This window comes from Hymenobacter mellowenesis (assembly GCF_030581005.1).
Lineage (GTDB): Bacteria > Bacteroidota > Bacteroidia > Cytophagales > Hymenobacteraceae > Hymenobacter > Hymenobacter mellowenesis.
In genome coordinates, this window is record NZ_JAUQSX010000008.1 from 1 (window position 1) to 13,447 (window position 13,447).

Here is a 13,447-nt window from a genome sequence, read left to right on the forward strand (position 1 = left end):
GGGGACCAGCCTCTCAGCTCCCCTAGCCATCGTCGCCTTGGTGGGCCGTTACCCCCCCAACTAGCTAATGGCACGCAGCCCCATCCGAATCCAATAAATTTTTAACAACTACACGATGCCGTGTTATTGTCTTATGCGGTATTAATCCGCCTTTCGGCGGGCTATCCCCCAGATTCGGGTAGGTTGGCTACGCGTTACGCACCCGTGCGCCACTATCGTATTGCTACGACCGTTCGACTTGCATGTATTAGGCCTGCCGCTAGCGTTCATCCTGAGCCAAGATCAAACTCTCCATTGTAAAATGTTCTACACCATTCCGAAGAATGGCTGATGTCGAGTGCGAATCCGACTCGTATTGACGAGTTCTATGTATTCGTGTTACGCTTGTAATTTCTACTTCCAACACTGCTGTTGAAAGCCCTTACTATTTATCTTTTCCAAACATTCAAAGAACGTGTGTCAACTCCATTTGAGGTGACCGTGTGGCTGTTAGCAGCCGGTGTTTCTTCTTTTCGTTTTCCCCTTCTGGCGATTGGGAGTGCAAAGGTAAGAAGAAGTTTTGAAGTGGCAAGCGAGAGGCGAAAATTTTATTCTTTCTTCGTTTCGCTTTTCAAACTGTTGCCGCCTCCTGTTGAAGCGGGGTGCAAAGGTAAGGCGCTTTTTTCGGCTTTCACAAGGGCTTTCGAAATTTAATTTTCGAGGGCTTTGGCGAAGCGGCACGGCGGACAATACACGTATCGTGGCCGTGAAGTTCCTGTCCTTTTCAAATTTTCTGTCGGAGCAGTTGCTTTGGCAGAACCCGAGGCCCGGTTGGCGATTGGGAGTGCAAAAGTAAGAGGAATTTCTGGGGTGGCAAGGGGTAACAGGCAACTTTTGTGGGGGAGCGGACGTAGCGGAGACGGTTTTGAGGCGGCGTGGTGTTTGGAATCAGCGACTTATAGCGCAACGGTTTTTTAGAAAATTTTAGCGGATGGGTTCAGGGGCGAAGAATTCGGTGAGGTTGGGGCGGTATTGACTACAGCCGGCTGCTACATGTGCTCTGAGCTGGTTGGGGGGATACGGTGAAGATGATGCTATTCTGCTTGTGGCACGGCCATTTGTGATAGGTTTCATGGCTGGAGACAGTTTGAGGCATTGGGTGACGGTGGACACCAAATAAAAATGTGATTCTAATGGCCTGCCATGGTTTTGAATTACGTGGCGGGTTTCAGCCTCCGTTCAAACTCAACTTAAACTTATATGATATGCTATAGGCCCGAACATGTGCAGGCCGGTTGGGTTATGGCCATAGGTTTCAGTAGCTACTGTAGCATCTGCTTCAGCGCGTGCTGAGCTTGAACGAATACTTCTTATTATAATAAGATTGGCAAATGATGAAGCATTATCTTCTTACGGCTGCGCTGGCGGCAATTACGCTTCAAGCACAGGCCCAAACTGCTGCCACTGCACCGCGGGTGGCCGCCAACAAGATTGTAACCAGGAATGGTCTGCTCACAGTGCAGCCCATCACGCACGGCAGCGTGGTACTTACTTGGAATGGTAAGACTATTTATGTGGACCCTTATGGTGGGGCCGAGGCTTATGTCGGACTGGCCGTACCTGACATCATCCTTAATTACGGATATCCACGGTGACCACCTAGACCTGAAGACGCTGGCCGGCTTATCGGTGGGCAAGGCGCTAATGGTGGTGCCGAAAGCAGTGGCAGAGAAGCTGCCATTGGAATACAAAGCGCAGGTCCGCATTCTTAGTAACAGTCAGCGGCTCGATACGCTGGGCATAGGAGTTTCGGCCATTGCGATGCACAACCTGCCTGATGCGGCTGATGCGCCTCATACCAAAGGCCGGGGCAACGGTTATGTGCTGAACCTGGGCGGCAAAAACGTGTATCTATCTGGCGACACGGAAGATACAGCTGAAATGCGTGCCTTGAAAGGCATTGATGTGGCCTTTGTGTGTATGAACCTGCCCTATACCATGGATGTGAACCAGGCCGCGCAGGGCGTGCTGGCCTTCAAGCCGGGCATTGTGTACCTGTACCATTATCGGGGCCAGAACGGCCTGGGCGACGTGGTGGCGTTTAAGAAAACGGTGAACGCGGCCAATAAGAAGATTGATGTGCGGCTGCGCAATTGGCACTTGGCAGCTAAATAAGGTACTATAACTATTTTGGAGGGTTGGTTAAGTGGCGGAAATGGGCTCCGCTTGCCTCCAGTGCAGGTTGATGATATTGTTAATGTAATGCTCTATATCGACTGAAGTGCTGTAAGACGAGCGGGCCAGATGGTGCGCTCGTTTCGTTTTCGCTTTGGCGTATGGCGTAAGTATTGGTTTAATTCTTAGTAGCAATGCTGCATCGATAATTGTTTGAATTTTGTGATTATCAGTTTGATTCCTGATTTCAATCGGGATGTGGTTAGAGAACTTTTTGAAGCAGGTTAAATTATCTGTAAACCAGCTAATTAAATTATAATTAGATGTATAGTTCCAGCGTGAGGTGGACGGGTCTTGGGTAAAGAGGTGGTATTCTTTTGCCACGGCGCACAGACGAATTCGGGAGGGGTCAGCCCGCGCAGGGTCTCCAAGCGCTTGGCGGGGTTGTACGCCATCAAAAGACCTGCAAGTGCTTATTGAGTTCGTCGGTCGTCTGGCAATGGTAGTGCTGTACGGTGTCCGCTTTGATGGTGCGGTTCATGCGCTCGACCTGACGTTGGTCCACGGGTGCGCCGGTTTGGTCAGGCGGCGCTTCCCCCCAAAGTCCAGCAGAGGCGAGCAAAGAGGTGCCCGCCCGGAAACTATCGGTGGGGCTGCAGTGAACTGTGGGCCGTTGCCGGTCCGTACGGTGTGGCCAAAGCCCCTATCCGCTTGGCTTGCCGATAAGGCGCCGCCGGTGATACGTATTATCTGGTTGACCTGAACCTGAAACCTAATAGACGGGCCCCAGCCGGGAGAACTAGGACAGCCTCTCGGCCTTGGCGGCACGGGCCATCGGCCAAGACTTCGCGACCCTACTCGACAACCTAATGCGCCAAGCATGGACTATGACCCAGTCTTGCAAAAATGAACACCTTCAAGACTTGTATACACTCCAGTACAACCCAAAACCAAAACAGCCACCTAGCAACGAAGCTAAATGGCTGTTTCTGAATGAGCGAGAAACGAGGTTCGAACTCGCGACCCTCAGCTTGGGAAGCTGATGCTCTACCAACTGAGCTACTCTCGCGGGGGACTTGGTGGCCCGAAATTAAGCCAAAGAACCGGATTCACAACCTGGGCCAACCCGCGCTTTCGCGGCCGCGTATGACGCAGCACCATGGCTACTCCTCCCCTTCCCCCCGTTACCCGCCGCCTGGTGGGCCTTTTGCTCATGATGAGCGGGGCGCTACTGGGCCTCGGTATGCTGTTGAAAGTGTACGTGGCGGTGATGAGTTGGAACACGGTTTATCAGGATTCCTACGCCATGCTGTCGGTGTATCTGGTGGGGCTGCTGGCGAGTGGGCTGCTGATGCGCATGGGACTGCGCATGCGGCGCGGCGATGACCTGTCGAAGCGCGACCCCGATACCGAAGAGATACTGTAAATCGGCCGCGGCGGCCCGACCTTTGCTCCATGTCATCTCCTCTGCGCATCTCGCTGGCCAAAGCCAACCCCGCCACCGCCGCCCAACTGGCTGACCTGGGCCGCCAAACATTCCAGGATACCTTCGCCGCCACCAACACGGCCGCCGACATGGCTGCTTATCTGGCCGAAAACTTTGGGCCTGAAATTCAGCTGGCCGAGTTGCAGGACCGTGAAAACACTTTCCTGCTGGCCCACATGCAAAACGAACTGGTGGGCTACGCCAAGCTGCGCGACAACTCGGCCCTGGGCCTGGCTGAGGGGCAGGAAGCCGCCGGCCGCCTCGAAATAGAACGCTTGTATGTGCGCGACGATTGGAAGGGCACCGGCCTGGGCGCCGCCCTCATGCGGGGCATTCTGGCGCTGGCCGAGCAGCTGCACTGCTCCGCCGTGGTGCTGGGCGTATGGGAGAAGAACGACCGGGCCCGCGCTTTTTACCAGCGCTTTGGCTTTCGGGAAGTGGGCCAGCACGAGTTCCGGCTGGGCCAGGATGTGCAAACCGACCTGATTTTGCGCAAAGGGATGGCAGGGCGTTAAACCGGCTACTTTTGGGAATGCCTATGCCCGCCTTGCTGCGTTTATTGAAGAGCCGTGCCGCTGGGGTACCCCTCGCGCTGGCGCTCCTGGCTGCGGGAGGTTGCCAGTCGCAGTCCGACGCGGCCACGGCGGCCGCCCCGCCACCCGTGGGCCACTACGAGGGCAGCCTCACGGTGGCGGGCCAGCCCGAAACGCGCATCGCGCTCGACATTCGACACCCCAGCCCGGGCCACTACGAAGCCGAACTAACCGCGCCCACGGCCCCAGGCCTCAGCTTCGTGGCCGACACCGTTTTTTTTGGCAATAATCAGTTGCGCCTTGTGCGCCCGGCCCGTCCCGGCCAGACCCTGAGACTGACCTCGGAAGGCGACTTCTGGCGGGGCACGCTGGGAATGGATTCGGTTCAGGCCACCACCGTGCTGCTCAAGCGCGGCAACCCGACGCCCAGCACCTACCATGTTGAAGAAGTGCCGCAGGCCAACGGGTCGGGCTGGCTTTTCGGGCCGGCCGATGTGGGCACGCTGGGACCGGCGCTGGCCTTGCTGCCTGATTCGGCTACGGCGGCGGCGGCACCACTATGGGCCGATGCGCTGGCCCGTGAGGGCACTATTGTGCTGCTGCTGCCCATGGCTGCTGCACCAACGCCCGAAACTGAGATGCCGCGTCTGCGGGCAGCGCTGCGCTTGCTGCGCAGCACGCCGGGCGCCGATACTGCCAACGTGGGTGCGTGGGCCGCCGGACGGCGGGCGGCGGCGCTGGCGCAAGCCGTAGCAGCGCCCAACGGGTCCCGGGCGTCTTACCTCATTATGCAGAATGCATCCATCGACCCGGCAACGCGGGCAGCCTTGCGCGAGCTGAGAAACCGGAAGCTGTCGGTGCTGGGCTTGTATGGCGGGCTGGGCACCGGCGCGCAAGCCGCTGCGCTGCGCAACGCCTTGGGAGGCCGCCGGGGGGCAGTAGTGCGCAGCTACCGCACCGGCGGGGCCGATTTGCTGGTGCCCGGCGGCCTGAGCCCACGCCTCGGGCCCGGCCTGCCCGCCGATGTGGTGGAGTGGATGCGCAGCCGGTAGCTGATTTTAAATCAAGAGCAGACCTTTTTCACGCACCAGCTGCCAGGCAGAGCTTTGCAGAAAAGCTTCGAAAGAGCCCTCTGAGGCAGGGAAAGTAGCAGCAGCTTCTTTCAGCAGCACTTTGGTGTCGTAATCTTCGCTAAGGCTGGTGAGCAATTGGTGCAGCCAGCGGCCGGCGGCTTCGGTGGTTTTCACTTCGAAATCTTCGGCCTGCTCGTAGCAGGTGAGCACGGCGCGCGGGGCTTTTTTGCCGGCTTCGAGGCGGAGCTCCGGCGCGTTGCCGAGCCAGAACAGGCGCTGGTTCTGGCGGGCGAAATCGGGCTTTTCGGGGGCTTGCAGGGCCTGCTGCACGAGGTGACGCGGGGTGGTGGGGCGCGGGGTTTTGAAATCGAACCAACGGGCTAGCGGCTCATCCAGCGCCACGCCGTGCAGGTAATTGTAGAGGCTCTTGGCCAGGCCGGGGCCGAAGGTTTCGTGGTCGGTGCCGAGGGGGTCGTCGTGCCAGAGGTCGTTCCAGGCGAAGCCGGCGGGCTCGGGGCCAATGGCCTGCACCTGGTATTTCGCGGGGTTCTTGCCCACGGGCGAGTGCGCCGTCATCGAAAAGCGGTGCCAGTAGCCGCTCTGCACCACGCCAGCGGCGAAAAGCTGGCGTACCACTTCGAGGCTGTCGATGGTTTCCTGCGCGGTTTGGGTGGGAAAACCATACATCAAATAAGCGTGCACCATGATGCCAGCTTGGGTAAAACCATCGGTCACGCGGGCCACCTGGGCGAGGGTGACACCCTTTTCCATCAAAGCCAGCAGCCTATCCGACGCCACTTCCAGCCCGCCGCTCACCGCGATGCAGCCCGAGGCAGCCAAGAGCCGGCAGAGGTCAGCCGAGAAGGTTTTCTCGAAGCGAATGTTGCCCCACCAGGTGATGGGCACGCGGCGCTTGAGCAGCTCCACGGCCAGGTCGCGCAGGGCCAGCGGCGGCGCGGCCTCGTCCACGAAATGAAAGCCGGTCTGGCCGGTTTGTTGGATGATTTGCTCGATGCGGTCCACCAGCAGGGTGCTGGGGGCCGTTTCGTAGCGCGAGATGTAGTCCAGCGTGACGTCGCAAAAGGAGCAGCGCTTCCAATAGCAGCCGTGGGCCACGGTAAGCTTGTTCCAGCGGCCGTCGCTCCAGAGGCGGTGCATGGGGTTCAGCACCTCCAGCACCGAGAGGTACTCGGTGAGGGGCAGGTCGGAGTAGTCGGGCGTGCCCACTTCGTGGTGCGGCACGTCGGGGTGCGGATGGTTGATGTACTGGATTTGGCCGTTTTCGTCGCGCAGAAAGGTGCGTTGGAACTGGCTGCGGTCAGGTAGAACGTCATTATGCAGCACGTCATGCTGAGCTTGTCGAAGCATCTCTACCGCTTCGCTGCCACCAGTACTGATTACTTGTACGGTAGAGATGCTTCGGCTGCGCTCAGCATGACGTGCTTTTTGCTCATTCGAACCGCCCAAATACTCCAGCAGCCGCAACCAAGGGCCTTCGCCGTCATCCAGCGTCAGGTAGTCGATGTAATCAAAGAAACGGGGCTCTTTGATGGTGCGCAGCTCCGTGTTGGGATAGCCGCCGCCCATGATGGTCACGGTGGCGGGGTTGGTTTCTTTGATGCGCTTCGCCAGCCGCAGGGCGCCGTAGAGGTTGCCGGGGAAGGGCACGGTGAAGCCTACCACATCGGGCTGCACGCGCGCTAGCAGCGGCTCCAGTTCCTCCAGCAGCATGCGGTCGAGCAGGTTGGGGCCGGCTTCCAGCTCCTGGTGCAGGGGCTCGAAGCTGGTGGCCGAGAGGGCCAGTTTCTCGGCGTAGCGCGAGAAACCGAAGTGCGGCCCCACAGTTTCCTTGATGAGGTCGGCGAGGTCTTCGAGGTAGAGCGTGGCCAAGTGGCGGGCCTGGTCCGTCAGGCCCATGGTGCCGAAGGCGGTTTCGAGGTCGGCCACGTTGTCGAAGCGGCTGGCTTCGGGCAGGAAACGGCCGTGGCAGATGCGCGGGGCCAGGGTTAGGTCTTTATTCTGGAGGAAGCGAATGACCGGGCCGATGGTGGCGAGGTAGCGGCGTTGCAGCCGCAGCATGCGCCGGGCATTGTCGCTCAGGTCGAAACCGCCAGCCTCAATCTCCTGAAAAACTCGCTTCAACCCTGCCTCCGAAAACAGCCGCAGCACCAACTGCAGGCCCATATCGGCCTGCGTCACATCGTAGTCGCGCCCCGTGAGGAAGCCTTTGATGTAGGCCGTGGCGGGGTACGGGGTATTGAGCTGCGTGAGCGGCGGCGTGAGCAGCAGAATGCGGGGTGAGGCAGTAGGCACAGTGGGGACTAACCCGGCCAGGGCGGCTAGGGTTCATTTCCGGCAAAGGTCGGGCTGTAGCGCGGACTCTGCGAGTCCGCGCGTTGCAGAACGTTCGCCCAGGCGCGGACTCGCAGAGTCCACGCTACATCTTCATCCACGGGGCCGTGAGGCGCAGGTACACCGAGGCCGAGAGCGGCAGCTTGCCGTAGCCGGGGCCGGCGTAGGTGACGCCGTATTGGCCATTTTGCAAACTCTGGGGAATGAAATAGCCCGTCAATTGCCCGCCGAGGCTCAGCTCCGGTCCGCGCGCGCCGCCCAAGCTGGCCAGGCGGTAGCTGGTGCCCAGCGTGAGGGCGTGAATGTTATAGACTGAATTCACCAAATTATCAGTTGAACCCGAGGAGTAAAAATTCAGCTCCTCACTGTCCTTTTGCACAAACTCGTAGCGGCCGTAGAACGTGGGCCGGCCCAGCGTGAGGTTGGTTTCGGCCAGCACGGCGTGCTCACCGCGGTGGCCGGCGCCGTGCTCGTTCAGGCCCCACACCAGGGCCGAGGCCAGGTAGTGGCGCTCGCCGCTGAGCATTTTGCTGTGCAGCACCGAGGCCGTGGTGCGAGTCACGTTTTCGCCGGGATGCAGGTCTTCGGGGCTTTTGATGAAGGCGCGGCTGACCTGCAGGGCCAGGCTGCGACTGGGGTTCCAGTTGAGGCGGCCGGCCCAAGAATCGGCGCGGGGGCGGTCGAAATCGTAGCGGTACTGGTCGGGCTCGCGGCCGGTGAAGTTGCTGCCTTCCAGCTTGAACTGCTTGTAGCGCACGCCCAGCGTGGCCACCCCGAAGGTGATGTGCGTGGCATCGGTCCAGTGGTGCGAGAGGGGCGCGTCGGGGTTGGGCATGGCCGAAATGCGGTGCATGAACGCCACCGGCCCGATGGCCGGCTCGCCAGGGTAGCCCACGTAGAGGCTCAGGTCCACGTCCTCGTTCACGGCGTGGGTGTAGCTCGCGCTCAGGCCCGAAATCAAGTCGTGCGGGTGCTGCTTGTCGATGAGCGGCTGCCCTTTGTAGCTCTCGCCGGTCTGGAACAGCAGCGGGTAGCCGCCGCGCGTTTCGGTGAGCGGGTCGAGGCTCACCATCAAACTCAGATTGAGCAGGCCACGCGCGCCGATGTTGCGCTGGGCCATGGCCATGCCCCAGTTGGGCCCGTCGATGGCGTTGTCGTGACCGCGCTTGCCGCTGTTGTTGAAGTTCTGACTGGTGTAGCGGGCGTAGGCGCCGGCGTGGTACATCAGCATCCAGGGGCCCTTGTGCTGCATCCACATGTACATGGGCGTGGCGTCGGGGTGCCAGCTGGTGCCCGAGCCGTTGCGGTTCATGGGCAGGTTGCGCGAGAGGGCGTGGCTCATGCCGCCCATGTGCATCATGCTGCTGTCGTGGGCCATGTCCATACCGCCCATGTTGTGCTGGGCACCCGACATTTCCATGCCCTCGGTGTGCCCGGCGTGGTTCATGGGTGCGGGTTGAGCGGGCGCGGCAGGTGGCGCGGGCATATCCATGCCGGGCATCGAGTGCTCGTGGCCGGCGTGGTGGGTAGTATCGGCAGGCGCGGCGGGCACGGGGACAACTGATGTGGCGGGCCGTGGGGCCGGAGCGACTTTTTTAGGCGCGGCGGGCCTGGGCGCGGCCGGGCGGGGTTTGGCGGGTTTGGGCTGGGGTTTGGCCGGCATGGGCATCGTCATTTCCATGTGCTCATGCGTCTGGGCCAGCGCCGGCAGCAGAGGCGCGGCGGCCAATATTCCGACCGCTAATAATCGGTTTAGAAATGACATATCGAATGGCCTGATAGAAGGAGAATCATCCTCGCTATACCCACAACCATCCCCAATGGTTAAGCCATTATTTGGCCGAAAGTGTACAGCATCCCGGGGCCGCCCAAATTGTGTAGAGCTGAAGCAGGAATTCTATACCGCCCGCTTCCCGGCCAGCCGCGTACACCAAATCCACCGCTTTCCGCTTCCAATCCTTTTCACTAAATCAACCCCATACCATGCAAATGCCCGCTGCCGCGCCCCGCGCCCGCCAAAACAACCAAGCCGTTCTCGATGCGCTCAGCCGCTGCATCGCCGCCTGTGAAATGTGCGCCGACGCCTGCCTCGACGAGGCGGACCCTAAAATGATGGTGCCCTGTATCCGCCTCGACCGCGACTGCGCCGATATCTGCCGCCTCACCGCCGCCTTCATCGCCCGCGGCTCCGACCACGCCCAGCACGTGCTCAAGGAGTGCATCGAGATTTGCCAGAAATGCCACGATGAGTGTGCCCAGCATCAGCATGACCATTGTAAGAAATGCGCCGAAGCCTGCCAAGCCTGCGTAGAGGCGTGCAAAGGCTACACCGTGTAGTATCTGCCCAGCTAGCATAAGTGTCAGCTTGTGCCACAAAAAAGGCGGCCCTTGAGAGGCCGCCTTTTTATTTTATGCCGACACTGGGCCTCTACGCCAGCGCGTCGAGCGACAGGCGCTCGGGCAGCATGAGGCGGCGGAACTCGCTCACAGAGTAACCCGTCACCTGGCGGAACTGGTTGCTCAGGTGCTGGCCGGAACTGTAGCGCATCTGGTCGGCTATCTGGTTCAGGGTCAGTTCGCCGTAGCTGAGCAGCTCCTTCACGCGCTCAATTTTGAGGCGGATGAGGTATTTCTCGATGGTAAGGTGGGCGGTGCGCGAAAACACCTTGCTCAGGTGCGAGTAGGTGGCCGCAAACCGGTCCGTCAGGAACGCCGAAGTGGTGAGCGGGGAGCGCGCCGTGCGCAGGTGCTCCAGGTATTCGGCTAGGGTGCCTTTGATTTGCTCGGTGAGCTGTTCGGCCCGGCCGCGCAGCAGCTCGAAGCCGGCGGCTTGCAGCAGCGGCGCTAGGGATTCGGGGTCAGCGGGGGTGGTTTCGTCCAGTTCGGCCACGCCCAGGCTCACGGCTTTGGGCCGGTAGCCGGCGCGCTCCAACAGATTTTGTACGGCCTCCACGCACCGGGGGCACACCATGTTTTTGATATGCAGTAGGTTGGTTTTCAAGAGTTCTAACGTGTTTCTGGCCGCCGCGAGGCCGCCGGTGAGGAATGAGAACGCGCCGCTGCAGAACCGGCAGGGCTCCGGCGCAGACGGGGCGCCGGAGTAGAAACTTCCGCCCACCCGCGCCCGAACCAATGCCCAGTGGCCCACGTCACGAACGGCACCACGGCCAGGAACGTGACGGCCAGCAGCCAGACGAATACGAGAAAGGCGAAAAAAAGTCGACTAAAGAAATGGTCACCTGTCCCGAATAAATAACCGACCAGCATGAGTGCCAGCACCAGGCTCACGCCGGCCAGCACGCCCACCCGCCGCCAAGGCCAGGCGGCAACGTGTTTTTCCAGGCGACGGCGCAACGGGAGCAGCATATTTTTCGGGAAACGAGGAGGTGAAAATAGGGGAAATTTTATTGAGACCAAGCCCTTAGCCCAACAAGGCCAGCAGTTCGCGCTGCACGGCCTCGCCGTTATCGGCCTCGTACCAGGCATTCATCTCCTTAATTACTTGATTGACGTGCAATGTTTTATCGGCGTGCAGCTGCTTGGCCAGCACCTGCGCGGCAGCCGGGCGCGGGCCCCAGTCGCCGAGGTCGGCGCCGGTGGCCGCGTCGCGCCGAATGAGCTTGGGAATGCTGTTGCCGCCGTTGGTTTGGTGGGCAGCCATCAGTTCGGGATGGTCGGAGCGCAGCACTACGTGCAGGCTCACGCGGCCGGCGCTCACTTCGGCCAGGTGAGCCAGCACGGGCAGCGTGTGGGCGGTGTCGCCGCACCAGGCTTCGGCCAGCAGCAGCCACTGCTCGGGGCGGGGCAGGTTGGCGAGGGTTGAAACCAATTCGGGCAGCAGCGGCTCGGCGTAGGCGCGGTCGAGGTGGGCCTGGTTCTGGTCGGTGTAGCGGATGAGGCCGGGCGTTTGCTCGGGGCCGGTGGTGCGGTGCTCGGCGGCCAGCGTGGCCACCAAGGCGCGGAATTCGGGGTAGGTGTAGGCGGGCGCGGGCACGGCGGCGGGCGAAACAATGGGGCTGGACATCAGAAGCAAGCAATGAGAATGAAGGCGCCGGGCCGCACCGGGCGCAACCCCGGGGCCACGCCTACCGCTACAACCGTACCCGCCCGCCAGGGTTCAGGTTGCGCTGCGCTGGGTTATTTCTTTACCTTGCAGTGTCACTCATTTCTTTCTCCTTCACCTTCACGCTTTCATGCTTCTGAAATCCCTCCTCCGCCCCTTCGCCGTGGCTTGCGTTCTCACCGCCACGTTTAGCGCCTGCAGCTCAGGCACCAAAGACGGCGACACCAACGTCGAGCGCGGCTATACCAAAAAAGGCATGGCTGCCGGCACCGACGGCACCGCCGGCGGCGACTCGGCCACCGCCGGCCTCAGCCGCGACACCGCCCGCAAAGTGACCGGCAAAGACCTCTACAAAGCCGCCAGCGACGCCAAAGACCGCAACCACGACGGCATCGCCGACTAATTTTCCCCTTTGGCTTGGATGTAAAAAGGCCCACACCTTCCGGTATGGGCCTTTTCCTTTTTTGCAGAGGGAAGGTGGGTATTTAAATGGTCACGCAATTCCTAATAGAACGTCATGCTGAGCGTAGCCGAAGCATCTCTACCGCTTCGTTGAATCGATTGGGTTACTACCGCAGTAGAGATGCTTCAGCTGCGCTCAGCATGACGTGCTGATTAAGAAGGTCACGTCTTCACGACCCATTAATAAAACACGAACCCATTCGGGCCCACCTTCACCTCGAAGGAATCGATGGGCGCGCCGGTTGCCTGGTAGCGGATGAAGCGGCCGTTGCTGTTGTAGCTGGGCGAAACGGCCGCGAAAATGGAATTGTCGCGCGGGTCGATGTCGAAGCCGGTGAAGCTGCGCCGGATGAAGGGCGCAGTGGGCAAGGCCGTGGCCGCGGTGCTAATCTGGTACTCGGCCCCGCCGAAGCTATAGTAGAGCTGGTCTTTGGCTGCGTTGACGCGTAGCTTGCCGGGGCTGGCTGTGCCGGGGAACGCCAGCTTCAACTGCGTGGTGGGGCTGCCCGGGTTGAAGCGCACGAGGGTGCCGTTCGAGATGCGGGTGAGGGTGTAGGGCGGCACGCTCAGGTACGACACAAAGCCGCTGCACAGCGCCCACACGTTGCCGTCTTTGTCGGCCACCAGGCTGCTGGGCCCGTCGGCCACGGTGATGGTGGAGGCCAGGGTACCCGTGGCTTCGTCGATAACGGAAATGGTGTTGTCGAGGCTGTTGGGCACGTAAATTTTGCCGCCCAGGGCCAGCAGCTTCTCGGGGTTGCGGCCCACCGTCACGCGGCTAGTCACGGTGTTGGTGGTCAGGTTCAGAATACTGAGCACGCCGGGCAGGTAGCTGGTGTAGGGTCCGCGCCATTCCGTGACGTAGCCGCGCGTGCCCGAGGTCGAGGTGAAGTAGCGCGGCTGCGTGAGCCCGCTGATGGTGGCCACCGACTTGAAATCGGTCAGGTTGACTACTTCAATTTTGTTGGAAGCGTTGACCACGATGTAGCCGCGGCCGTCCTGCACGCCCATGCTCTGTACCACGTCGCCGAGTTTGGCGCCGTTGTTGGCACTGCCGAAGGCATCGGGCGTCAGCGCTTTATTGGATTTGTTGAACACGCTCACGGCGCCGTCGCCCACCCCAAACTGGCCTTCGCTGAGGATGTAGACGCCATAGGTGGGCGGAGTTACCGGCACGGGAGTTTCTTCGGTTTTCGGGTCACACGCGGCCAGTAGCGCCAGGCCGGCGAGAAAGGGAATCAAGTGTTTTCTCATGAGAAAATGCGCCGACGGCTGCCGGCTAAAAATGGAAAATGAGTTAAGAAAAAGACGTCGTAAACCCGCC

General features: G+C 60.6%; 13 protein-coding genes, 1 tRNA gene, 1 rRNA gene and 1 pseudogene. 7 read left to right on the forward strand and 9 right to left on the reverse strand.

Annotated features, from left to right (window positions below; translation table 11 throughout):
• Positions 1-298, reverse strand: a 16S ribosomal RNA gene (locus Q5H92_RS15510); the annotation flags it as partial.
• Positions 299-411: 113 nt separating this feature from the next.
• On the opposite strand from Q5H92_RS15510, the gene Q5H92_RS15515 reads away from it, so the two are divergent.
• A complete protein-coding gene (locus Q5H92_RS15515) occupies positions 412-693 on the forward strand; it encodes a hypothetical protein (RefSeq protein ID WP_305012458.1) in 282 nt (93 codons plus the stop codon).
• Between the two features lie 858 nt (positions 694-1,551).
• Positions 1,552-2,154: an MBL fold metallo-hydrolase gene (locus Q5H92_RS15520; protein ID WP_305012459.1), complete on the forward strand. Its 603-nt coding sequence runs from the start codon at positions 1,552-1,554 to the stop codon at positions 2,152-2,154.
• A gap of 308 nt (positions 2,155-2,462) precedes the next feature.
• Here the strand turns inward: Q5H92_RS15520 and Q5H92_RS15525 are convergent.
• Both Q5H92_RS15525 and Q5H92_RS15530 read right to left on the reverse strand, forming a co-directional pair.
• Positions 2,463-2,742, reverse strand: a pseudogene (locus tag Q5H92_RS15525) (integrase core domain-containing protein); the annotation flags it as partial.
• A 408-nt stretch (positions 2,743-3,150) separates the two neighbouring features.
• Positions 3,151-3,223: transfer RNA gene (locus Q5H92_RS15530), tRNA-Gly, on the reverse strand.
• 90 nt (positions 3,224-3,313) lie between these two features.
• Here Q5H92_RS15530 and Q5H92_RS15535 point away from each other — a divergent pair.
• Genes Q5H92_RS15535 through Q5H92_RS15545 form a run of 3 tightly spaced genes read left to right on the forward strand, consistent with a single transcriptional unit; the run spans position 3,314 to position 5,225 of the window.
• Positions 3,314-3,580, forward strand: coding sequence for a hypothetical protein (locus Q5H92_RS15535; RefSeq protein ID WP_305012460.1), 267 nt, complete (start codon positions 3,314-3,316; stop codon positions 3,578-3,580).
• Positions 3,581-3,609: 29 nt separating this feature from the next.
• Positions 3,610-4,155 carry a GNAT family N-acetyltransferase gene (locus tag Q5H92_RS15540; protein ID WP_305012461.1) on the forward strand — a complete coding sequence of 182 codons (546 nt, stop codon included), beginning with the start codon at positions 3,610-3,612 and terminating at the stop codon, positions 4,153-4,155.
• Positions 4,156-4,178: 23 nt separating this feature from the next.
• Positions 4,179-5,225: a hypothetical protein gene (locus Q5H92_RS15545; RefSeq protein WP_305012462.1), complete on the forward strand. Its 1,047-nt coding sequence runs from the start codon at positions 4,179-4,181 to the stop codon at positions 5,223-5,225.
• 6 nt (positions 5,226-5,231) lie between these two features.
• Here Q5H92_RS15545 and Q5H92_RS15550 read toward each other — a convergent pair whose 3' ends face one another.
• Together Q5H92_RS15550 and Q5H92_RS15555 are read right to left on the reverse strand one after the other, a co-directional pair.
• On the reverse strand, positions 5,232-7,559 hold the full coding sequence (locus Q5H92_RS15550) for a B12-binding domain-containing radical SAM protein (RefSeq protein WP_305012463.1): 2,328 nt from the start codon (positions 7,557-7,559) through the stop codon (positions 5,232-5,234).
• A gap of 124 nt (positions 7,560-7,683) precedes the next feature.
• Positions 7,684-9,327, reverse strand: coding sequence for a hypothetical protein (locus Q5H92_RS15555; protein WP_305012464.1), 1,644 nt, complete (start codon positions 9,325-9,327; stop codon positions 7,684-7,686).
• A 254-nt stretch (positions 9,328-9,581) separates the two neighbouring features.
• Between Q5H92_RS15555 and Q5H92_RS15560 the strand changes: the two genes are divergently transcribed.
• On the forward strand, positions 9,582-9,935 hold the full coding sequence (locus Q5H92_RS15560) for a four-helix bundle copper-binding protein (protein ID WP_305012465.1): 354 nt from the start codon (positions 9,582-9,584) through the stop codon (positions 9,933-9,935).
• Between the two features lie 91 nt (positions 9,936-10,026).
• On the opposite strand, the gene Q5H92_RS15565 is transcribed toward Q5H92_RS15560, so the two are convergent.
• From Q5H92_RS15565 to Q5H92_RS15575, 3 genes are read right to left on the reverse strand one after another with little or no spacing between them, the layout of a single operon-like run.
• On the reverse strand, positions 10,027-10,599 hold the full coding sequence (locus Q5H92_RS15565) for a helix-turn-helix domain-containing protein (RefSeq protein ID WP_305012466.1): 573 nt from the start codon (positions 10,597-10,599) through the stop codon (positions 10,027-10,029).
• Positions 10,600-10,604: 5 nt separating this feature from the next.
• Positions 10,605-10,964, reverse strand: a complete 360-nt coding sequence (locus Q5H92_RS15570; RefSeq protein WP_305012467.1) for a hypothetical protein — start codon at positions 10,962-10,964, stop codon at positions 10,605-10,607.
• Positions 10,965-11,019: 55 nt separating this feature from the next.
• Complete coding sequence (locus Q5H92_RS15575) at positions 11,020-11,622, reverse strand: thioredoxin family protein (RefSeq protein ID WP_305012468.1); 603 nt, start codon at positions 11,620-11,622, stop codon at positions 11,020-11,022.
• Between the two features lie 169 nt (positions 11,623-11,791).
• Between Q5H92_RS15575 and Q5H92_RS15580 the strand changes: the two genes are divergently transcribed.
• Positions 11,792-12,064 carry a hypothetical protein gene (locus Q5H92_RS15580; protein ID WP_305012469.1) on the forward strand — a complete coding sequence of 91 codons (273 nt, stop codon included), beginning with the start codon at positions 11,792-11,794 and terminating at the stop codon, positions 12,062-12,064.
• A gap of 239 nt (positions 12,065-12,303) precedes the next feature.
• Here the strand turns inward: Q5H92_RS15580 and Q5H92_RS15585 are convergent, their stop codons facing one another.
• Positions 12,304-13,365, reverse strand: coding sequence for a YncE family protein (locus tag Q5H92_RS15585; RefSeq protein WP_305012470.1), 1,062 nt, complete (start codon positions 13,363-13,365; stop codon positions 12,304-12,306).
• Positions 13,366-13,447: the final 82 nt, after the last annotated feature.

Excerpts from the sequence above, each read along its gene's own strand:
- Q5H92_RS15580 (WP_305012469.1), top strand. The coding sequence starts at position 11,792 with ATGCTTCTGAAATCCCTCCTCCGCCCCTTCGCCGTGGCTTGCGTTCTC.
- Q5H92_RS15560 (WP_305012465.1), top strand. The coding sequence starts at position 9,582 with ATGCAAATGCCCGCTGCCGCGCCCCGCGCCCGCCAAAACAACCAAGCC.
- Q5H92_RS15540 (WP_305012461.1), top strand. The coding sequence starts at position 3,610 with ATGTCATCTCCTCTGCGCATCTCGCTGGCCAAAGCCAACCCCGCCACC.
- Q5H92_RS15575 (WP_305012468.1), bottom strand. The coding sequence starts at position 11,622 with ATGTCCAGCCCCATTGTTTCGCCCGCCGCCGTGCCCGCGCCCGCCTAC.
- Q5H92_RS15535 (WP_305012460.1), top strand. The coding sequence starts at position 3,314 with ATGGCTACTCCTCCCCTTCCCCCCGTTACCCGCCGCCTGGTGGGCCTT.
- Q5H92_RS15545 (WP_305012462.1), top strand. The coding sequence starts at position 4,179 with ATGCCCGCCTTGCTGCGTTTATTGAAGAGCCGTGCCGCTGGGGTACCC.
- Q5H92_RS15520 (WP_305012459.1), top strand. The coding sequence starts at position 1,552 with ATGTGGACCCTTATGGTGGGGCCGAGGCTTATGTCGGACTGGCCGTAC.
- Q5H92_RS15570 (WP_305012467.1), bottom strand. The coding sequence starts at position 10,964 with ATGCTGCTCCCGTTGCGCCGTCGCCTGGAAAAACACGTTGCCGCCTGG.